This is a genomic window from Paenibacillus turicensis (assembly GCF_017873435.1).
Taxonomy (GTDB): Bacteria; Bacillota; Bacilli; order Paenibacillales; family Paenibacillaceae; genus Fontibacillus; species Fontibacillus turicensis.
The window spans coordinates 23226-45727 of sequence record NZ_JAGGKG010000007.1 but is presented as its reverse complement, the minus strand read 5'-3'; the positions used below and the strand labels follow the sequence as shown (position 1 = coordinate 45727).

Genomic DNA, 22502 nt, shown 5'->3' with positions numbered 1-22502 from the left:
ATCCTCCTCTCCGACAACAAAATTACCATTTCCCTTGCACACGATCCTTCACTGCCTTTGTAATTGTATCCTCATACGTTTGTTTATCTAAGCGATTAAATTCAGCGATATACTGATCCCACACCTTTTCAAAATTAGCAGGGGGCTCCATAATCATTAAAGGTAAATATTTTCGTTGTAAATCGTCGGATTTGGTAATAAAAATTTGCTCTGGTGAACCTTGCTCTAACGCAATTGACCAAGCTGGGAACCATGGACGTGGATCAGGCTTACTAAAAAATTCACTAAACACGTTATGCTTATATTTTTCTAGTAAAATTTTATCGCCTTCGGTATAACCAAAGGTAGCAATTTCAGGCTGGTTACCAGGACCATAGGCATTCCCATCTGACAATAGCGATGAGCTACCATAGCGAGGCCAGCTATAGACAAAGTAATCAAACCCAAACTTCTTACTTAAATCGGGATCATCATGCATTTTCCGTTGGTCATCATTAGCATAATGAAACCGACCTTGCTCATTTACAGCATACGTCTTGTCCTTAATGCCCCACTGCACCAAAATTTGATTTTCTTCCTTAAGCAAGTTATCGATATATTTCACTATCCGCACAGGATCTTTGGCTTTTACGGTAATCCCTACGCCATAATTGTTAACAAAGCCTGGGGGATCGATGTATTGGTCTTTAATATCTTTATCAAATACGATTGGCATCGCAATATAACGCTTATCGTCGTTACCGGCTTTCTTTAAGTTGTTGGTGGCATCCCCAACCTGCCATGAATAGCTAAAATAACCTAACACACGCCCAGACGTTAATTTCGCTAAATATTGATCTCGATTCATTGTGAAGGATTCAGGATCAAGTAAGCCTTCGGCATTCACTTCATTTAGCTTTTGTACCCATCTTTTTTGATTGTCAGAGCCCGCGACCAATTTTGCCTCATGGGTATTCATATCCACCGTAACAGCACCATCATTCGGGTAACCTGCTAAATGCATCGCTGGGTTTTGTAACGTAAAGAAGCTACCTTGCTCACCTGCAAGCGTGGCAAAACCGATCGTATCTTTCCCGTCCACCTGAGGATATTTTTGTTTGTATTGCTTAATTAAATCAAAATATTCGTCGAGTGTTCTAATTTGCGGATAATTAAACTCCTTCAATACGGAGCGCTGAATATAAAAGCCTGTAGAGGCGTTAGGCTCTGGTGTATAACCTTGGTTGGCATCATAAGGCAGGAAGTAGATTTTCCCATCCTTTTGTCTGAATTTATCCATATAGGGACCATAAACCCGTTTAATATTAGGACCATATTTTTCGATATAATCGTCTAATGGGATAAAGGCATCCCCTTCTAACAGTTTTGCCATCTGACCACTAGAGTCAATAATGTCGGGATAATCGCCACTGGCAATCATTACACCTGCTTTGGTTGCACCATCTCCCACTAGAAATTCCATTTTCCAATCCACACCCGTTTGGCGTTGAAGCTCCTTCCCGATATCTGTATCGCTTGCAAGGATATCTTTTTTACCCCCACCAAATGTGAAGTATTTGAAGGTTACAGGTGAAGTATCGTTTTCATCTGCAGCTGAGTTTTTCTTTGCATCATCCCCTTTTCCACATCCCGCTAATGCCGCAATGAGCACAAAAACCATACCAAGCAATAACATCTTTCGTTTTAGCATTTTCATTTGTTCCCCCTTTAAAGTTGCTCAACTTATTTAGCAATTTCAATATATCAGGAAAACGCTTTCAACATTACCCAACAAAGCATACCTTTTACTTTGGAAAACATATTTCTTCTTTAATTATCTTCTAGTTTCCCTTGTGCTAATGGAATTGTAATTTGAATTGTTGTTCCTTCCCCCTCTTGGCTATGGATCGCAAAGGTAAAGCTTTGGTGATAACTTAATTTCAGCCGATTCAAGGCATTTTTCATCCCTACTTTTTCCCCCATATCATCATTTTCCTGTAAATAATGTTTTAGCTCCTCTAATTTTGGGGCTGTTATGCCGATCCCATTGTCCTCTACGGTAAAATGAAGCCGCTCCTGCTGCTGCGATACGTGGATGGTAATGATGCCCTTAGTTGGACTGGATTCTACTCCATGTATACTTGCATTTTCGATAAACGGTAAAAAGATCATTTTCGGAATCTTGTGCTGTAAAATTGCAGGATCTGCGACAATGCTATACTGTAGCTTATCCCCAAAACGATATTGCTGAATATCTAAAAAAGTGCTAATTAGCTCCAATTCCTCCTGAACGGTCACAACATTACGATTCCATGAAATCGACTTGCGAAAAACTGTCGCCATATTTTGAATAATTTTAGCCGTTTCCTTTTCCCCCTTGATGATACTTCGCATGCGTATAGATTCCAGCACGTTAAATAAAAAATGGGGATTAATTTGACTATACAAGGCATGAAGCTGTGCCTGCTGCTGCTTAAGCTCTAAATCCTTTTTTTGAATATCCGCGACATACACTTCGTTAATCAAATTTTTGATCGTTTCCGTCATCCGATTAAACTCGATCGTTAATTGACCAATTTCATCTCTAGCATCATCAGCAGGAATCACTTGAAAGTCCTGATTTTTCACTTTTTTCATATATTTCAAAATACGGACGAGCCGAACATTTAACGATCTAGATACATAAGCAATAATAAGAGTAGGAACGATAAAATTAATACAGGCAAGCCAAACGACAAAGGCACGTGATTTTTGTACCTCTTTTAGCACAATACTCTCATCCAAAATCCCTTGTAGCTTCCAGCCCTCTAAATAATTAATGTCAGTATAAGGAACTTCTAATAGCAACGCATTTCTAGGAAGATTTTGTGCGTCAAATTGCACGACAGGCTCTAGCTCTGCGCCCTCCATATTATTCACAAATTGAATTTTTCCCCTAGGGTCAACGAGATACACTTTACCGCTAAAGTTGCTGTTCCTCAATTTTTGTTCAATTAAATCCATATTCAGGTCAATTTTAATCAGTTGTTCAATGCCACTAGTCGGATAATTATTTAACCATTGAATCAAACTTAGTTTATGATCAGAGTACACAAATGTGGGGTAAGGTGCTAAGGATGCCTTTGATTGAAGATACCAATCTGCTTGGCGTATTTCATCACTTAAGCGATCGATATAACCTGAAGTGAGTAGCGTCGAATTGTCGCTATAAACTTGATACCAGCGTATCCCTTGCTCATTGGAATCTCTTAATGCACCTCGCAGATAAGAATTATATGTATCCACGTATTCTCTCTCACTGCCAAACCGTCTGGAAATCGTTTTATTGAAAACAGGATCGGCATAAAGAGAGTAGGATAAGCCAACCGCTTGATCGATCGTCACACGTAGATCATTTTTAATATTGTCTAATGCCATTTTTGCATCACGAATTTTTTGATTCCGGATATTGTCTGTAGTGACATTGTAGAAAATAATATTGGTCGCCACGATCGGGATAAATACTGAAAATATATACATAAATAGCAGCTTATCGCGAAGCTTCATATAATTAAGTCGGTTCTTCAGTTTCATCTAGTCCCCTCACTTTTCCTTATCGATTAGCATGTGTCGATATTCTGTTGGTGACTTGTGTTCAAGCTTTTCAAATTGCGTCACGAAATAATCTACGTTTTGAAACCCAATTTTCGCGGCAATCTCATACATTCGCAAATCTGTTTGCCTGAGCAGCTTTTTCGCTTCCTCCACCCTTATTTTTAGTAAATATTCATTGAAATACATGCCGTAGCTTTTACGAAACAATCGTCCAAGATAAACCGCATTCATATAAAAATGAGCCGCTATGCTTTTAAGGCTAATATTTTCTCCATAATGGACATCAATATATTTTTTGACTCGCTGAATCCCTCCCTTAAGCTGATCCCTCCGTAATGAAGTAATATATTGCTCCGCTTCACTCATTGACCCTAGAAACTGTTGTTTGAGCATTTTTAAGCTACAGTGGTCATAATCTTGTTCAACAAATGTCTTTAAGCTTTTAATTTCATCCTCCAACCCTTCCATATTTTTAATGACTTTGATCACCTCTGTCATACATCTAGTCAAGGAGCGAATCACAGCTTGAGGCGCAAAGCGTTGCGACTGAAACATATCAAATATACTGTCTACCGTTTGAACATAACCTGAATGCTTCCCCTCTTCTAATTGGAGGATCAAGGTGTTAATTAAAGCAGGGTCGATGTCAAATAAATATAGGGGTTTCTCTTTCATTTGTTCAAATAAAATAATGTTATTGCGTTCCGCATATTTATGCTTAGCAGCTTCATTTGCCTCCATATAAGATTGATGTAGAAGATGTAAGCTCTGGACTACATTTCCTGCATATAGACTAAATTCAAACTCTAAATGGCATGCAAGGGTTGTACGAATTTCTTCTATATGATGCAAAAAGCTCGCTGTCTTCTTTATCTCCTTTTCAGCACTAAGCAACATCCCAAACATACCTTGCGAATGCTCAAAAAATAAAACATCACAATCACCCTCATGTTTACAATCAAAAATCTGCTGTAGCTGTTCAATATTAACTGGCTGTATGGGGTTGATTTGCTGTTCACGAATGCAGGTGTGAATTTCCAGCAGGACCAATAAAAAACTTGATTTTTGTTTAAGCTCTAGCTGATGCGCATATTGTTCTACATTGTCAAAGTGGAGATTTTGCTGTAGCAGTGTCTCAATCACTAGGCTATTTGATTGTTGTTTGTTTAATAGGGTTATCGCTTTGTTATCATTAAGCTTACATACTAAATTACGTAATGCCTCAGTCATTTCTTTCTCATCAATTGGTTTCAAAATATAATCATATACGCCATATCTTAATGCCTGCTGCGCATACTTAAAATCATGAAAACCGCTAATAACGACAAAAACGGGAGGGCTGTCACTATTTTCATTGACCACGCTTTGAATGAGTCCTAGTCCATCTAAAATCGGCATACGAATATCAGTAATAACGATATCTGGCTTAAGCTGCTTGATCATAGCTTGTGCTTCCTGTCCGTTGTCCGCTTCACCCACGATGGTCAAATTCAACTCAAACCAAGGGATAATTTCTAGCAACCCTTTACGCACAAAAATTTCATCATCTACAATTAACACTTTAAAACTGAAACTCATTGTTGTACCCACATCCTTCATTATAAAAATATCAAACTCTTATCTATCATTTTAAAACGCTTTCATATTTGGTTTATCATAGGTTACAACTTGACGATAAAACTGGATTTCGTTAACATATTGAGTTAAAGTCGCTATAAAGGAGATATTTATGGATTTTATTAAAAAGACACTAGAAGATTTTGGCGTAGAAGCATCAGTTGGAGATTATTTATCCACAATCATTTTTATTATATTCGTCATAGTTGTGAGTTTGGTTGCTAAATATATTGCAAAAAAGATTACACTCAAATTTGCTACCCGATATGTTAGTAAAAGTTCAAATCGGTGGAGTCGATATTTTTTAGAACGTAAAATATTTCAACGGCTTACCCACTATGTTCCTGCAATTATTCTTTATTATTTTTCTTATAGCTTCCCTTCCTATCAAGGGTTACTAATTAAGCTTGTTATTATGTATATGATTATCGTGACGATTATTATTTTAGATGCACTTCTTAATGTAGCCAATGACATTTATACAACCTTTGAAGTTTCAAAAGTGAGACCCATACGGGGATATATTCAGGTTATAAAAATTTTCATTTTCATGATAGGCGGCATCCTTGTTATTTCTAACTTAATGGGGCAAAGTCCTGTTATATTACTGAGTGGGATTGGCGCTTTATCCGCTGTAGTTATGTTAGTATTTAAGGATTCTATTTTAGGCTTAGTCGCAGGGATTCAGTTAACCTCAAATGACATGCTGCGGGTTGGGGATTGGATTGAGATGCCGAAATATGATGCAGATGGAAGCATCACTGATATCTCGCTAAATACGGTTAAAATTCAAAACTGGGATAAAACGATTACGACAATTCCAACTTACGCGATGATCTCAGACTCATTTAAAAATTGGCGAGGGATGCAAAATTCAGGCGGGCGGAGAATTAAACGTTCTATTTATATCGATACAAACAGCATAAGCTTCTGTACATCAGAAATGATCGAGGATTTTAAAAAAATTCAATATCTTCAAAGCTATATTTCAACAAAACAAAAAGAGATTGACGACTATAATGTTAGGTATGAAATTGATCGTTCTAGTCTTGTGAATGGTCGAGCGCTAACTAATATCGGAGTATTTCGTGCATATATTCAGGCCTATCTTGAAAAGCATCCAGGAATTCATAAAGAGATGACCTTAATGGTCAGACAGCTAGCCCCTCAAGAAACAGGCTTGCCTATAGAGATCTATGCCTTTACCAATAAAACCGAATGGGCCGTTTACGAGGGAATACAAGCGGATATTTTTGATCATATTATAGCGATTGCACCAAGCTTCGGATTACGAATATTCCAGAATCCAACTGGGCATGATTTTAGATCGGAACATAGAAGCGACAGTACTTCACCATCTATAAGGGGAGAGGCTACGTAGCAGAGAGTGGCTTCAACCGTTTCATGCTTACAATAAATATAAATGCATCTACACTTCTTTTAATGCAAAAACGACTTGTCACGATAAATAGCGTTTCCGAGCCATTTACGTACAAGTCGTTTTAATTTAATTACATTTTATACAATCAACACAGCATTATGCTTGTGACACAATATACCCTTCTGCTTTTAACAGTTCAGCAATTAAGACCGCACCACCCGCAGCACCTCTTAATGTATTGTGAGATAAACCAACAAATTTATAATCATATAAGGAATCCTCACGCAAACGACCTACAGATACGCCCATTCCTTTTTCCATATCGCGATCAAGTCTTGTTTGAGGTCTGTTTTCCTCTTCAAAATACGTAATGAATTGTTTAGGCGCACTTGGCAAATCAAGTTCTTGAGGACGGCCTTTAAAGTTACTCCATAATTCTAAAATTTCTTCCTTCGATGGCTTTTGCTCAAAGGAAACAAACACTGCAGCCATATGTCCATCCTTTACAGGGACACGAATACATTGTGTTGTAATGTGAGGTTCAGAAGCTTTCACGATTTTACCCTCTACAGCTTCTCCCCAAATACGAAGTGGCTCCTGCTCACTTTTTTCCTCTTCGCCACCAATGTAAGGAATCACGTTATCTAACATTTCAGGCCAATCATCAAAGTTTTTACCTGCGCCAGAAATCGCTTGATACGTAGTAGCTACAACCGTTTTAGGCTTGAATTTTAACAAAGGATGAAGCGCTGGAACATAACTTTGAATAGAACAGTTTGGCTTTACTGCGATAAAGCCAGTAGATGTGCCAAGACGCTTACGTTGCTGTTCGATCACTTTAATATGATCTGGGTTTAATTCAGGCACAACCATAGGGATATCTGGCGTCCAACGATGCGCAGAGTTGTTAGAGATAACTGGGATCCCTGCTGAAGCATAAGCTTCCTCTAGAGCTTGGATTTCTTCCTTTTTCATATCTACGGCACAAAAAATTAAATCTACATTAGATGCAACTTCCTCTACCTTAGATGCATCTTGAACGATAATGGACTTCACACCTTCAGGCAGTGGAGTCTCTAGCTTCCATCTTCCTTTAACTGATTCCTCATAGGTTACACCTGCGGAACGTGAACTCGCTGCAATTGAAGTTACCTCAAACCAAGGATGGTTCTCCAAAAGCGCAATAAACCGCTGACCTACCATGCCGGTTCCACCGACAATTCCTGCTCTAAGCTTTCCTGACATTGCGATTCATTTCCTTTCACATCTCGAACCTTGCTAGGGCATGTTCTGACAGGTCTCCTGAGAAGCGGACCTTCTAACCAACCTCAGCAAGTCGATTTATATTATACCGATTATATAGGATATGTAAGTACCAAGCAATATGATTAAACAAGGTTTTTATCGTATTTGTGTTGCATGATATTGACAAACCCTAGGGAAATATATGAAAATATGTTTAGCACTCATTTAATCAGAGTGCTAACACTACCATTAATATAACTATATATGGTTTACAGACTCCAACTTCTAAATCGGTTTTCTCACTTCTATGAAATACAAAACGAAGGTCAGAGCAATAGTGGAACATTGAAATGGTCGCCTTAAAATTAGTGGTTGACAACCCACTCCGAATAGCGAAGGAACAGAGGGATGGTGGAAAAGCGAAAGCGCCCGCCTTTAAGGTCCCATTTCTATCACATATAAACATGTTAAATAAGAAAATGGGACCTTAACAGCGGTTGAAATCACCCTCTGTTTCGTAGCTTCCAGCCCCATCGTTGTCAACCACTAATTTTTATTTATACACAAGTGAACCAACGCTCTGAACCTAGTTTTAACAAACATCTATTTAGTTTGAGTCTTTAACCTACGCTCAACGAGGAGGATTATTTGTATGGCTAAGAAACAGTTTAAAGCTGAATCGAAACGATTGCTGGAGATGATGATTAACTCCATCTATACTCAAAAGGAAATCTTTTTAAGAGAGCTTATTTCTAATGCGAGTGATGCCATTGACAAAATTTACTATAAGGCATTAACCGATGATACACTCGTTTTTAACAAAGAAGATTATTACATTAAAGTAGCTGTAGATAAAGACAACAGAACCTTAACAATCACCGATACCGGAATCGGGATGTCCCAAGAGGATTTAGAGAACAACTTAGGTATTATTGCAAAAAGTGGCTCTTATGCTTTCAAAAATGAAAATGAAGCAAAAGATGGACACAACATTATTGGACAATTTGGTGTTGGCTTCTACTCTGCATTTATGGTTGCGGATACAGTAACCGTAGTTACAAAACCACTTGGAAGTGATGAAGCTTATAAATGGGAATCTACAGGTGCAGATGGCTATATCATTACACCTTGCCAAAAAGATAGTGTGGGTACAGAAATTACGCTTCATATTAAAGAGAATACAGAAGATGAGCAATACGATGACTATTTAAATGAATATACGCTTAGAACGATCATTAAAAAATATTCTGACTTTATTCGTTATCCGATCAAAATGGATGTAACAAGTCAACGTCCTAAGGAAGATAATGCGGAAGAGTTTGAATCCTACGTTGAGGAGCAAACGATTAACAGCATGGTTCCAATCTGGCGTAAAAATAAAAATGAGCTGACAGATGAAGACTATAAATCGTTTTACTTTGAAAAACGTTACGGCTTTGACGAACCATTAAAGCATATTCATATTAGTGCAGATGGTGCTGTTGTATACAACGCTATTTTGTATATCCCTGAAAAAACACCGTTTGACTACTACACGAAGGAATATGAAAAAGGGTTAGAGCTTTATTCCAATGGCGTTTTAATTATGAATAAATGTGGCGATCTTTTACCAGATTACTTTAGCTTTGTGAAAGGGCTAGTAGATTCTGAGGATCTATCTCTTAACATTTCAAGAGAGCTATTACAGCATGATCGCCAGCTTAAATTGATTGCAAAAAATATTAAAAATAAAATTAAGAGCCAATTGCAAGCACTTCTGAAAGATGAAAGAGAACAATATGAGAAGTTCTATGAATCCTTTGGCCGCCAATTAAAATATGGTGTGTATAGCGATTACGGTGCAAACAAAAATGATCTACAGGATTTACTTTTATTCCACTCCTCTACCGAAAACAAGCTTGTCACTCTGGACGAATATGTGTCTCGCATGAAGGAAGATCAGAAGTTCATTTATTATGCAACAGGCGAATCGATTGACCGTATTCAGAAATTACCACAAACTGAGCTTGTTGCGGATAAGGGTTATGAGATTTTGTACTTCACAGATGACATTGATGAATTTGCAATCAAAATGATTATGAATTACAAGGAAAAAGAATTCAAAAATGTATCTAGTGGCGACCTTGGTATTGAGGCTGATGAAAATGATAAAAATGCAGAAGCAGAGCAAAATGAGCACAAGGATTTATTTGACCATATGAATGAATTGCTTGCTGGCAAAGTGAAGCAGGTTAAAGCCTCCAAACGGTTAAAAACTCACCCTGTATGCTTATCTACAGAAGGTGAAGTTACGATCGAAATGGAAAAAATCTTAAATGCGATGCCTAACAATCAAGAGGTTAAAGCAGATAAGGTGCTTGAAATCAATGTGAATCATGACATCTTTGCTTCTCTACAGCAAGCGTTTGAACACGATAAGGAAAAATTAAACTTGTATACTAACCTGCTATACAATCAAGCATTACTAATTGAAGGCTTGCCAGTACAGGATCCCGTACAATTTACTAATGATATTTGTAAAATAATGAAATAATTTAGAACCTCGCTATGTATCAAGCTGGAGCAATTTAAGCTCAGTTTGATCCAGCGAGGTTTTTTTTCTCCCCCAAATTTCCAATTAATACCATTCAATTAACCTAATATTAACTCTTTGTAAAGGATAAATTCTTATTATTTTTTACTTCAAAATATTATTATTTCTCTATTTTTTCCAAAATATCTACTTTTTTTCGAAGAATCGACTGGTATATAATTAGTGACTTTGGTATATTATGGTTAGGACCAATTTTTAACATATTATGTAACAAAGTTGTCCTTATCTACTTTATAGAAATGAGGTGATTACATATAAATTGAGAAAAATGTAAGGAAACTAAGTGATTTTTTAAATTTACACCCAGAAAATGCTACTGTGATAACTTTCCACTAAGAATAGTTACTTACACGTTAAGAAGCCAGGGTCGTTTGTATTACAGTCTGACAACTCCTCTTGATAGACTCTTAAAATCTAATCTGTAAAGGAGCATCGTTACTGACATGAACAAATGGTTTAAAAGAAGCGGAATATTACTAATGAGTTTTATGTTGACGCTTACAAGCTATTCAGGACTGGTCTCCTCCCCCACTGCCGAAGCAGCATCAAACGATTTTAACTATGCTGAGGCACTGCAAAAATCAATTTATTTCTATGAAGCACAACGCTCTGGTAAGCTGCCTGATAATAATCGCGTAGAATGGCGTGGAGATTCAGGTCTACAGGACGGTGCCGATGTAGGACATGATTTAACAGGAGGTTGGTATGACGCTGGAGATCACGTCAAATTTGGCTTCCCTATGGCTGCCTCCGCAACGATGTTAGCATGGTCTGTTTATGAATACAAAGAAGGCTATGAGCAAGCTGGCCAATTAGATTACATTCTTGATAACCTTCGTTATGTTAATGACTACTTCATTAAGGCGCACACAGCACCTAATGAGCTATACGGTCAAGTGGGTAACGGGAATGCAGATCATAATTGGTGGGGCCCTGCCGAAGTAATGCCTATGGCAAGACCTGCTTATAAGATTGATGCACAAAACCCTGGATCTGATCTAGCGGGAGAAACTGCAGCTGCCCTAGCTTCTGCTTCGATCGTGTTTAAAGATGTTGATCCTGCCTACTCTACTAAATTGTTAACGCATGCGAAGCAATTATATGATTTTGCTGATAAATATCGTGGCAAATATAGTGATGTCATTACAGATGCACAAGCCTTCTATAACTCCTGGAGTGGTTATGCCGATGAGCTAAGCTGGGGTGGTATCTGGTTATACCTCGCTACAGAAGATGAGACTTATTTAGATAAAGCTATCGCTGCTACTGAGCTATGGGGCACAGAACAAGATGGAAGTTGGGGACATGGATGGACTCATGCTTGGGATGATAAGCATTATGGAGCTCAGCTTCTACTTGCTAGAATTACAGGAGAACAACGTTTCGTAGAATCTACCAAACGTAATATGGAATTCTGGACAACAGGTGTAAATGGTAGTGGTGATAGAGTAACGTACACACCTGGTGGCTTAGCTCACCTTGATCAATGGGGTGCACTTCGTTACGCCGCTAACCAATCCTTCCTTGCTTTTGTATATTCGGATTGGGTCACTGATCCTGTAATGAAACAAACTACAAAGGATTTTGCAGTCAGTCAAATTCGTTATATGTTAGGCGATAATCCACGCAACAGCAGTTACGTAGTTGGCTTTGGAAATAATGCTCCAGAACATCCTCACCATCGTACCTCACATGGTTCTTGGGCAGATAGTCAAACTGTACCAGCGAATCATCGTCATATCTTATATGGTGCATTAGTTGGGGGCCCTTCTAAGACAGATGCATATACAGACTCCATTGCTGACTATGTATCTAATGAGGTTGCTACTGATTACAATGCTGGATTTACGGGCGCTCTAGCAAAGATGAATATCCTTTTTGGAGAAGGTCAACAACCTCTAGCTAATTTCCCTGCTCCAGAAGTAAAGGATGATGAATTTTTTGTAGAAGCAGCTATCAATGCTAGTGGTAGCAACTTTGTTGAAATCAAAGCGGTTCTTAATAACCGTTCCGCTTGGCCAGCTCGTGCGACTAGCGATCTATCTTTCGATTATTATATCGATTTAAGTGAAGCGGTTGCAGCCGGTTATGGACCTGAGGATATTACGGTTAAAGCTGGTGGCTACAATCAAGGTGCTACTGTATCTCCTTTAAAAGTGCATGATGCAGCTAACCATATTTATTACACTACAATTGACTTCACAGGAACTAACATTTATCCAGGTGGTCAATCTGCTCACCGTAAAGAAATCCAATTCAGAATGTCAGGACCTGAAGCTACAAGCTTCTGGGATAACACCAATGACTTTTCGTTCCAAGGAATTGGTACTACAGGCTCTACTCCTTTGAAGGCGGTTAACATTCCAGTCTATGATAAAGGCGTTCATGTATTTGGTCAGTTACCAGATGGTGGAGGTCCAGTTGAACCAACCGTACCTGCTCAACCAAAAGGCTTAAAAGCGGTTACTGGAAATGAGAGCGTTACGTTGACATGGAATAAAGTTGCGGGTGCAACAAAATATGTTGTAGAACGCGCAGCTACAAGCGGTGGACCTTACACAGTTGTAGGCGAATCGACAGAAGCTAAATTCCAAGATACAGGGCTTGTTAACGATACAACCTATTATTATATCGTTACAGCAAGTAATGTCGTTGGAAATGGAGCTCCATCTGCTGAAATAAGTGCAAAACCAACTGAGCCATTAACTCCAGTAGAAGATGGACTCAAGGTACAATACAAGTCCAATGATTCTAGTTCAAACGATAATCAAATTCGCCCTAGCTTCAAATTAGTAAATACTTCAGATCAACCTATTTCTTTAAAAGATATTACACTACGTTATTACTATACGATTGATGGCGAGCAACCACAGCAATTTAATTGCGATTATGCTGCGGTTGGAAGCGCTAATATTATTGGTAATTTCGTGAAGCTTGCACAGCCTGTTGAAGGGGCAGATCATTATTTGGAAATCTCCTTCTCCTCTGCTGCTGGAGATCTTGCGCCAGGTGCGGATACAGGTGACATTCAAGTTCGAATTAATAAAGCGAACTGGACCAACTATAACAAAACTAATGACTACTCCTTTAGTGCAACCCAAACAAGCTACGCAGATTGGGGTAAAGTAACAGCTTACCATGGCGGTGTACTCTTGTATGGAATTGAACCAAACTAAAAAATACAATAAGGACGGTGCGAATGCATGAAACTAAAAACTGTGAAAAAGCGATTTTCGATTGTCATTACAATGGCATTGTTATTTTCACTAACCACTGGCTTCATTGGCTCTAACACCACCAAGGCAGCAACAACATCACCGGAGGAAACAAGGTTCCTGACGCTTTATAATCAGATTAAAGATCCTGCTAATGGATATTTTTCTCCAGAGGGAATTCCTTATCACTCTGTTGAAACATTAATCAGTGAAGCACCAGACTATGGGCATATGACAACCTCTGAAGCCTATAGCTACTGGATGTGGTTAGAAGCATTATACGGCCATTACACTGGTAATTGGAGTACACTTGAGGCAGCTTGGGATAACATGGAGAAATTCATCATCCCAGTGAACGAAGGCGACGGTAAAGAGGAACAACCTACGATGAGCTATTATAATCCTAATAGCCCTGCAACATATGCTGCTGAATACAATCAGCCGGATAAATATCCAAGCGAATTAAACGGAAAATATGCTGCGGGTAAAGACCCAATTGATGCAGAGCTTAAAGCGACGTATGGTAACAACCAAACGTATTTAATGCATTGGCTCGTTGACGTAGATAACTGGTATGGTTTTGGTAATTTACTCAATAGCAGCCATACTGCTACTTACGTTAATACTTTCCAACGTGGTGAGCAAGAATCTGTATGGGAAGCAGTACCACACCCATCTCAAGACGACAAATCCTTTGGTAAAACTGGCGAAGGCTTTATGAGCATTTTCACGAAGGAAGCACAAGCACCATCTGCACAATGGCGTTATACGAACGCTACAGATGCAGATGCTCGCGCGATCCAAGCGATGTTCTGGGCTAAAGAGCTAGGATACAACAATCAAGTTTATTTGCAAAAAGCGGAAAAGATGGGCGATTACCTCCGTTACGGTATGTATGATAAATACTTCCAAAAAATTGGAAGTGGGGCTAATGGCTCTCCAGCGACTGGAACAGGTAAAGACGCAGCACACTATTTGATGGGATGGTACACATCATGGGGCGGCGGTCTTGGTCAAACTGGGAACTGGGCTTGGAGAATTGGTGCTAGCCATGCACACCAAGGTTATCAAAACGTAATGGCTGCATATGCGTTATCTAATCCTGATGGCGGACTTATTCCTGCTTCTCCTACTGCACAGCAGGACTGGGATAAATCATTACAACGTCAGTTAGAATTCTATACTTGGCTTCAATCCGCTGAAGGTGCAATCGCTGGTGGTGCATCTAACAGCTTTAATGGTGACTACAGCGCTTATCCGGCTGGATCAAGCACATTCTATGGCATGGTTTATGATGATGCACCTGTATATCATGACCCACCATCCAACAACTGGTTTGGTATGCAAGCATGGGGCGTAGAGCGTATTGCTGAGTTATATTACACTCTGGCTCAAAAAGGAGATACAACTTCTAATAACTTTAAAATGGCAAAACAAGTTATCACTAATTGGGTAGACTGGTCTAAGGATTATGTATTTGCTAACGAACGCCCGGTTTCAGATGCAGATGGCTACTATTTGAATAGTCAAGGTCAACGTATTTTAGGCGGAAAAAATGCTCAAGTTGCTACTACAGCAGCGCCAGGTGAATTCTGGATTCCAGGTAATTTGGAATGGAGTGGCCAACCAAATACGTGGAGTGGCTTTGCAGGCTCAACAACAAATAGCAACTTAAAAGTAGTGACTAAAGACCCTACACAAGATACTGGTGTGTTAGGAAGCTACATTAAAGCATTAGCATTCTTTGCTGCAGGAACTAAGGCAGAAACAGGCAGCTACACTACACTTGGTGATCATGCAAAAACTTTATCTAAAGACTTGCTTGATACCGCTTGGAATTACAACAATGGTAAAGGTATTGTAACGAAGGAAGCACGGAATGACTATTTCCGTTACTTTGAAAAGGAAATTTTCTTCCCTGCAGGCTGGTCTGGTTTATTTGGTCAAGGTAACGTAATTCCTGGCAACAACGGTATCCCTTCTGATCCAGCTAAAGGTGGTAATGGGGTTTACATTGGCTATTCTGATTTACGTCCAAACATTACAAACGATCCTGATTGGCAATACCTTGTTGACAAATACAATGATTCTTGGAATCCTGTAACGAAGAAATGGGAAAATGGAGCTCCTGAGTTCACTTATCACCGTTTCTGGTCACAAGTAGATATTGCAACCGCTTATGCTGAATTTGATCGTTTAATTAACAATGGTGGTGAAACACCAATCGAGGTTGCTCCACTAGCTCCTACTAATGTTAAAGCTAAAGCAGGAGATGCTAAGGTAGAACTCTCTTGGAACAAATCTACTGGTGCAGATAGCTATGTTGTACACCGTAGCACTACAGACGGTGGTCCGTACACTGCTGTAGATACAGTAACTACGCTATCCTATACGGATACTGATGTTGTAAACGGAACCACTTACTATTATGTGATTACGGCTGTTAATTCAGTAGGATCTAGCCCGAACTCACTCCAAGTAAGCGCGACGCCAACAGCAGCACCGGAACCAGTACTTGGTGATCTTGTATTGAAATATCGTAGCAATGATTCAAGCGATAACGACAATCAGATTAGACCTGTGTTCCAACTTGTAAATACGGGCTCAGAAAGTATTGATTTAAAAGATGTTACCTTACGTTACTATTACACGATTGATGGGGAAGCAGCTCAAGAATTCCACATTGATTATGCAGTATTAGGTTCCAGCAATGTAAATGGTAAATTCGTTAAACTTACAACCCCAGTAAATGGAGCTGACTATTATTTAGAGGTTTCATTTACAGCAGGAGCAGGTTCACTTGCTCCGGGAGCAAGCACAGGCGAAATTCAAGCTCGCTTCAACAAAGCCAACTGGACTAACTACGATAAAACAGATGACTACTCATTTGATATCACAAAAACAAGCTTCACCGATTGGGAAAAGGTTCCTGTATACTTGAACGGAACATTAATTTCTGGACTTCAGCCTTAAGCTAAGTTTACAATAATTTAGGGATGCGAGTCACAGCAAACCCCCTTCTCCATTGATTCGGAGTAAGGGGGTTTTGTTCTTAACTAATTTCTTTGTGCGATTTTATGATAAATATTTATTTGGCCTTTATTCTCCATCCTCCTAGTCTTTGCTGTTCCCTCCATAATCTATAATATAAACCTCCCGCTGATAAGAGTTCCTGATGACTACCCGCTTCGATAATCCTTCCTTGATCGACAACTAAAATTTGGTCTGCCGTTTGAATTGTTTTTAGGCGATGAGCTATGACAAGTACCGTTTTATTGTTAGCCAGCTTGCTAATCGCTTTTTGTAAATACACTTCGTTTTCTGGATCAAGAGAAGCCGTTGCTTCGTCAAGTATAACGATAGGAGCATCTTTGAGAATAGCACGAGCAATTGAAATCCGTTGCTTCTCTCCACCTGATAATGCTGCTCCTCCCTCTCCAGCAATGCTGTCGTAACCATGGGGTAGATTCATTATAAATTCATGGCAATGTGCTGCTTTGGCAGCTTCCATGATCTCTTTAATCGTAGCCTTGGGTCTGCCTTTTCCGATATTAGCTGCAATCGTTTCGTTGAATAAATAAGGTTGCTGTTGAACCGTGCTTACCATGGCAAGGAGATCATCGCTTAGCATAGCTCTCACATCGATGCCACCAATCTTTATTGCCCCACCAGTCACATCCCAAAAACGTGAAACCAAACCAGCGATTGTCGACTTTCCAGCCCCAGATGGTCCAACCAGTGCGACAAGACTGTTTTCTGGAATCTGAGCATTAATTCCCTTCAAAATTTCTTTATCTCCATAGGAAAAATGTACGTCCTCCAACTCAATTTGATAGGAATTAGGACGCTGAGGATACTTCGGCTCAGCCAATACGGTTTCAGCGAATAGATCGCGAATACGCTCTCCTGCTGAAGCCATATAACGCATCTGCGTCAGGGCGACTCCTGCTGAACGCAAAGGCTGATAAAACTTCATGCTTACAACCAGGAAAATGAGAAATACGGAGACATCCAGGACACCGCCTTCCAATAAATAACTACCAATAAATAATAGAAACACAAATCCGATCTCCAGAATGATAGAGAACAGCATCACAACAGGTGAGGTCATTACTTCAACCCGAATGCTATCATCCCTAAGTCGTGCCATTGCCGAATCTAGGAGAGTAAATCGTTGTCCTGTCTGATTATGTGCTTTGATCAGCCGTATCGTTTGAACGTATTCAAGTAGTCTTGAGTGAACGGAAGCCGCTGCTTCCTGCCGTTTCTGACTCCTCCTGCTCATCAAAGTCTGTGACCAGAATAAGAGCGGAAGCGCCAAAGGAACAGACACTAGTACGGCTAGAGCTAGGCGCCAGTCAATGAACAATAGAAACAACGCACTGACGATAGGTAAAATGATCGAACCAATAACTTGATTAAATAGATGAGTTAATATCATTTCTACTTCATCAACATTTGCTAATAGAGTATGGCTGATGTCACCTTGGTCCCGCCTTGAGAAAAAGCCCATTGGAAGCTTCCGTAAATGCTCACCAAGGCGAAGACGAACATCTTTCATAATTGATGCTCCAGTGCTTTGAGCTTCGATTTGTCCACGACTGGCAAAAATGGCTTGAAGTGCAAACATAACAACCAACCAGACTGTCCACCAAAAAACTTGTTTGTAAGAAACTTCGCCTTGAAATACAGATGACAAAACAAAATATAAAAGCCCTGCGGGAGCTGCATTAGCAATCATCTCGAGCACTGTATACCAAGTAGCTCGAGTTAACAATTTGCCAGATTGTCCTGTAATTAAAGAGATGGTTTTAAACATAATCTTCCTCCTTTACTTCCAGCGACCAATCTCCAGCTTCACGGTGGGTCTGCCACATACTGGCATAAAGTGAACAATGCTGAATAAGCTCCTTATGAGTGCCCTGTGCAATGACATGTCCGTTGTCAAAGACGACGATGCAGTCCGCATCAATAATGGTAGACAGTCGATGTGCAATAACTATAACTGTCTTACCTTGCAATAAATTACTTAATGCCGTTTGTATTTTCGACTCATTCTCCGCATCAGCAAAAGCGAAAGCTTCATCAAGAATCAGCACTGGAGCATTTTTAAGAATAGCTCTGGCGATAGCAAGACGCTGTCGTTCTCCACCGCTTAATGGCACCCCCCCATCCCCAATCAGTGTATCGTAACCGTTCGGCAATGCGAGAATAAATTCATGTGCTTGTGCAGCTAATGCCGCTTGGATTAACTCGCTATCATCAGCATCATTTTTGCCCATCCGTAAATTAGCAGATACCGTATCACTTAACACCGGTACGTCTTGGAATACAAACGAAACCAGGTCCATTAATTGCTCCGGTGAGATCAAACGAAGATCGATTCCTCCGAGGGTTAATTTTCCATGGGCAGGATCAAAGAAACGAACAATCAGTTGGGCGGCGGTCGATTTACCCGCTCCGGATGGACCAACCAAAGCCGTTACCTTACCATGCCCAGCCATTAAATCGATCCCTTTTAATACTTCCCTGTCACCATAGGAGAAATGAACCTTGTGAAAATGAATATCAAATCGTTCTGGCATAATTGTGCATACTTGCTCAGGTACAGCTTGCTCTTCTTCATCAAGTACAGCTTTAATACGGCGAACACTTTCCAAATTATTTTGCATCATGTGACTTAACGTTGAAATTTGTCTTAATGGTGCCGTAAGTCCAACACCTAATAAGAGGAAGAGCAGCAATACAGAAAATTTAATATCATGTTGACCATATAACCAGAGCCCTGATGGCAGAATAAAGAGCAATCCTGATTCTAGTAGCAACAGAAATAACACATACAACGGTGTCTTTTTACGAGCAATTTGTGTCCATAGGTGGGCGTAATTCTCAACAGAATCATGATAACGGGCAAATGAATGTACCGTTTGATTAAATGACTTAATAACGGGCATAGCATGAACAAACTCTACAATGGCTCCATTCATATTTTCAGAAAGATCATGCATTCGTTTCATATCTTCGCTCCGCTTACCACGTGCTACCATCAGTCCTTGGACAGCAAATGCTGCCGGAATTGGTAGCAGTGCAGCTATCGCCAAGCGCCAATCAACGGTGAACAGATACCCAGCCGTTAGTAGTGGAGCTATGACGGACGCTGTCAGATCAGGCAGATGATGTGCGATAAATGACTCAATCCGTTCAACATCATCAGCGATGATCTTCTTCATCCCCCCGGAGTTCTGGGCACTGAAGAAGCCAAGGGGCAGCTTTCCTAGCTTGTCAATTAGAGTGACCCGCAAATCATATAACACATGAAAAGCAGCTGCATGAGCTAACATCGTAGATATCCCCATGAAGAAAAACCTAAGCAATATTGCAAATAATGCAATCCATATAAGCTTTTGAACAACTATAAAATCAATAGGTTTATCAAGTACAACATCTACTAATTGATACACAATGACAAACGGAATCAAAGAACATAAAGCGCTAACTGCGGAGCAGAGACAGGATATTATCAATTTACTGCGCTGTTGACCTGCTAATCTGAGCAAGAACTGCAATGAAGTCTGCAAAATATAACCTTCTTTCTCGATATATACAACATCGTATCTGTAAAGCAGCTTGTTCTACTGTTTCTTAAGTGCCTTCATGATTTCTTCAATCCCATCAATTTTTGCAAGAGCCATCGGTCCGGGAAGCGAAGGATCATCCAGTTCGTATATGTGATTATTTTTCATCGCATTAAGACTGTTCCACACCTTACTGTTTTTCATAGCCTCCTTAACTCCTCCTTGAATGGGATTCTGCCAGTTGTTAATAATAAACAGATGATCAGGGTTAAGTTCTGCTAGGCCTTCCAGTGATAAAGATCCCTCGGCTATGACACACTCAACCTTCTTTAGTCCAAGCCCTTCATAGAAGGGATCAAATCTGCCATCCGTCCATGTAATAAATTGCTCCTTACCGCTGTACATGACGAACAATACAGATTCCTCATTACGAAAATTCAATTGCTGTTTGTATTCAGCAGATGTACGATCGAAATCCGCAAGAATACGTTCGGCTTTATCCTCTTTACCTATCACCTTTGCGATTTTCTGCAGCGACTCTCTCCAGTTCCCTGCTTGAGGGAAAATAACGGTTGGTGCAATTTGGCTTAATTTTTCATACTGATCCTTCATGTCATCTGCAGCAATAATCAAATCTGTTTGCGCGGACATTAATTTCTCTAGGTCTACTTGCATCCCAAGATCCATCATTTCTTTCCCGTTCAGACGCTTACTGAGACTTGGAAAATTGCTTCTAATTATTTCCACACCTTGTGCGGCGATCGGATATTCATCCAATACAGCTAAATAATCAACAAAAGCAATATAGGGTGTGGCTATCTTCATTGGTTTTGCTTCAACAATAGTTTCACCGTTTAAATGTGTGATTGTTCTTGGAAATGTAGAAGAGTTGCTATTCTCCTTATTTTCAGTATGAATTGGTTTGTTCCTTTCCCCCACTAAAGATTGTGAATTTGTGCCGCCACAACCGGCTACCAATCCAAACAAGCCAACCATGATAACTATTGTTAATATTTTTGTTCCTCGCATATCTATGCCACTTCTCCTTGTAATTGTAATTTATGATCCAAACCTCTTCCAAACCCTACGTATCACAAATAATGAAAATGATATTCATTATCAACGAGGTAATAATACTATAGCTTCATAAAGCTCTTCTACCAGTAGCCGGAGTACTTTACTGGTTAGCCGGATCATTTGACAAAAAAGAACTGCTCCAAGGAGCAGTTCTAGAGGATATTTGTGTATCACCTAATTCTTTTTCAGCTATTGTTCCAAAGGAAGTCGTGTTGATTTTGCAAAATGCTTAACGAGTTTGCCAGGATTGATCCCATATTTCTCACGAAATACCTCCGAGAAGTAACTTGAATTAGAGTAACCTACAGCACACGAAGTCTCATTAACGTTCAAGTTCCCTTGCTGTAATAAATGCAAGGCTCTTTCCAGCCTTTTATCTCGCAAATAACCGAAGACAGTTGTTCCATACATTTCTTTAAATCCAGTCTTTAACTTAAAATCATTTAGCCCAATCAACCGTGAAAGTTCAATTAACGTTGGAGGATCTATCATGCGCTCTACCATAATGTCTCGTGCTTCTCTAATTTTTTGCATATCAGTCTTAGCTAATTTCGTCATCACAGAAGAGCCATCCATCAGGAAGGTTTGGAATGCCACAGACAATAGCTCCAATACACTACATTCAATTTCTAGATTTTTTGTATTACGATTTTTAAGGGATTCCAGCACTTGCTTAAGAATAATGGAGGCTGCCGGGTCCATAGCTTCTTGGAAAACACGGAACGGGGCTTGTCCAATAATTTGAGCAAAATCAGTTGATCTATTACCACCTCCGTCTTCCATAAAATGATGAAAGGTAGAAACGGGAATACCTATGCCTAGCATATGATACGGTTGATTTCTTGAAAACTCAAAACGAACTCCCACTTCATTGATGAATTGAAGAGTACAAGTGCCAGGAGCAAACTCATACTGAGCACCTGCAACCGAAATCTCTCTTCTTCCTTGCAAACAGTAATTCAGCTCAATCATCGCAGAAGTTGTAAAAAGCGGCAAACTGCAATCCTGACGAAATGTAAAATCGGACACCACTACATCGATATCAAACCGCGGCACAAAACGCTGTACGAGCCCCTTGCCCCTCTGCGCATGCAGTGACATCTGTTCCGTACGATCTTTATTTTCCCTCGGCAGTTCGAGTCCATCAAAAAAAAGATTGAAATTGTGATGAAAATCTCTTTCACTCATATTCCCGCACCCCGATCAATTGTATTTTAATTATGATG

General features: G+C 39.7%; 12 protein-coding genes. 4 read left to right on the top strand and 8 right to left on the bottom strand.

Going from position 1 to position 22502, the window contains the following annotated elements:
* Nucleotides 1-22 precede the first annotated feature (22 nt).
* The 3 genes from J2Z32_RS08735 to J2Z32_RS08725 all read right to left on the bottom strand — a co-directional run bounded on the left by J2Z32_RS08735 (nucleotide 23) and on the right by J2Z32_RS08725 (nucleotide 5151).
* Nucleotides 23-1690 (bottom strand): ABC transporter substrate-binding protein, encoded by a 1668-nt coding sequence (locus tag J2Z32_RS08735; protein WP_210088781.1) that lies wholly within the window; start codon nucleotides 1688-1690, stop codon nucleotides 23-25.
* A 119-nt stretch (nucleotides 1691-1809) separates the two neighbouring features.
* On the bottom strand, nucleotides 1810-3552 hold the full coding sequence (locus tag J2Z32_RS08730; RefSeq protein ID WP_210088780.1) for a sensor histidine kinase: 1743 nt from the start codon (nucleotides 3550-3552) through the stop codon (nucleotides 1810-1812).
* A 9-nt stretch (nucleotides 3553-3561) separates the two neighbouring features.
* Nucleotides 3562-5151, bottom strand: a complete 1590-nt coding sequence (locus J2Z32_RS08725) for a response regulator transcription factor (RefSeq protein ID WP_210088779.1) — start codon at nucleotides 5149-5151, stop codon at nucleotides 3562-3564.
* A gap of 151 nt (nucleotides 5152-5302) precedes the next feature.
* Here J2Z32_RS08725 and J2Z32_RS08720 point away from each other — a divergent pair, with 151 nt between their 5' ends.
* The gene (locus J2Z32_RS08720; RefSeq protein WP_210088778.1) at nucleotides 5303-6571 is read left to right on the top strand and encodes a mechanosensitive ion channel family protein; all 1269 of its coding nucleotides are present in this window, start codon (nucleotides 5303-5305) and stop codon (nucleotides 6569-6571) included.
* Nucleotides 6572-6727: 156 nt separating this feature from the next.
* On the opposite strand, the gene asd is transcribed toward J2Z32_RS08720, so the two are convergent.
* Entirely contained in the window at nucleotides 6728-7816 is a 1089-nt protein-coding gene (asd, locus tag J2Z32_RS08715; protein WP_210088777.1) for an aspartate-semialdehyde dehydrogenase, read from the bottom strand.
* Nucleotides 7817-8468: 652 nt separating this feature from the next.
* Here asd and htpG point away from each other — a divergent pair.
* The 3 genes from htpG to J2Z32_RS08700 all read left to right on the top strand — a co-directional run bounded on the left by htpG (nucleotide 8469) and on the right by J2Z32_RS08700 (nucleotide 16597).
* A complete protein-coding gene (gene htpG / locus J2Z32_RS08710) occupies nucleotides 8469-10349 on the top strand; it encodes a molecular chaperone HtpG (RefSeq protein WP_210088776.1) in 1881 nt (626 codons plus the stop codon).
* Nucleotides 10350-10852: 503 nt separating this feature from the next.
* Entirely contained in the window at nucleotides 10853-13585 is a 2733-nt protein-coding gene (locus tag J2Z32_RS08705; protein ID WP_210088775.1) for a glycoside hydrolase family 9 protein, read from the top strand.
* 27 nt (nucleotides 13586-13612) lie between these two features.
* Entirely contained in the window at nucleotides 13613-16597 is a 2985-nt protein-coding gene (locus J2Z32_RS08700) for a glycoside hydrolase family 48 protein (RefSeq protein WP_210088774.1), read from the top strand.
* 115 nt (nucleotides 16598-16712) lie between these two features.
* Here J2Z32_RS08700 and J2Z32_RS08695 read toward each other — a convergent pair whose 3' ends face one another.
* The 4 genes from J2Z32_RS08695 to J2Z32_RS08680 all read right to left on the bottom strand — a co-directional run bounded on the left by J2Z32_RS08695 (nucleotide 16713) and on the right by J2Z32_RS08680 (nucleotide 22464).
* Nucleotides 16713-18443 (bottom strand): ABC transporter ATP-binding protein, encoded by a 1731-nt coding sequence (locus J2Z32_RS08695; RefSeq protein ID WP_210088773.1) that lies wholly within the window; start codon nucleotides 18441-18443, stop codon nucleotides 16713-16715.
* Nucleotides 18436-20202, bottom strand: a complete 1767-nt coding sequence (locus J2Z32_RS08690; protein ID WP_245251333.1) for an ABC transporter ATP-binding protein — start codon at nucleotides 20200-20202, stop codon at nucleotides 18436-18438. The genes J2Z32_RS08695 and J2Z32_RS08690 overlap by 8 nt, the downstream gene beginning before the upstream one ends.
* A gap of 54 nt (nucleotides 20203-20256) precedes the next feature.
* On the bottom strand, nucleotides 20257-21228 hold the full coding sequence (locus tag J2Z32_RS08685; protein ID WP_210088772.1) for an ABC transporter substrate-binding protein: 972 nt from the start codon (nucleotides 21226-21228) through the stop codon (nucleotides 20257-20259).
* A gap of 237 nt (nucleotides 21229-21465) precedes the next feature.
* Nucleotides 21466-22464: a helix-turn-helix transcriptional regulator gene (locus tag J2Z32_RS08680; protein WP_210088771.1), complete on the bottom strand. Its 999-nt coding sequence runs from the start codon at nucleotides 22462-22464 to the stop codon at nucleotides 21466-21468.
* Between the last annotated feature and the right edge of the window lie 38 nt (nucleotides 22465-22502).

Bases quoted from the DNA above. Each gene is read 5' to 3' on its own strand.
- J2Z32_RS08680 (WP_210088771.1), bottom strand. From the start codon at position 22,464: ATGAGTGAAAGAGATTTTCATCACAATTTCAATCTTTTTTTTGATGGA.
- J2Z32_RS08735 (WP_210088781.1), bottom strand. From the start codon at position 1,690: ATGCTAAAACGAAAGATGTTATTGCTTGGTATGGTTTTTGTGCTCATT.
- J2Z32_RS08720 (WP_210088778.1), top strand. From the start codon at position 5,303: ATGGATTTTATTAAAAAGACACTAGAAGATTTTGGCGTAGAAGCATCA.
- htpG (WP_210088776.1), top strand. From the start codon at position 8,469: ATGGCTAAGAAACAGTTTAAAGCTGAATCGAAACGATTGCTGGAGATG.
- J2Z32_RS08700 (WP_210088774.1), top strand. From the start codon at position 13,613: ATGAAACTAAAAACTGTGAAAAAGCGATTTTCGATTGTCATTACAATG.
- J2Z32_RS08705 (WP_210088775.1), top strand. From the start codon at position 10,853: ATGAACAAATGGTTTAAAAGAAGCGGAATATTACTAATGAGTTTTATG.
- asd (WP_210088777.1), bottom strand. From the start codon at position 7,816: ATGTCAGGAAAGCTTAGAGCAGGAATTGTCGGTGGAACCGGCATGGTA.
- J2Z32_RS08725 (WP_210088779.1), bottom strand. From the start codon at position 5,151: ATGAGTTTCAGTTTTAAAGTGTTAATTGTAGATGATGAAATTTTTGTG.
- J2Z32_RS08685 (WP_210088772.1), bottom strand. From the start codon at position 21,228: ATGCGAGGAACAAAAATATTAACAATAGTTATCATGGTTGGCTTGTTT.
- J2Z32_RS08730 (WP_210088780.1), bottom strand. From the start codon at position 3,552: ATGAAACTGAAGAACCGACTTAATTATATGAAGCTTCGCGATAAGCTG.
- J2Z32_RS08695 (WP_210088773.1), bottom strand. From the start codon at position 18,443: ATGTTTAAAACCATCTCTTTAATTACAGGACAATCTGGCAAATTGTTA.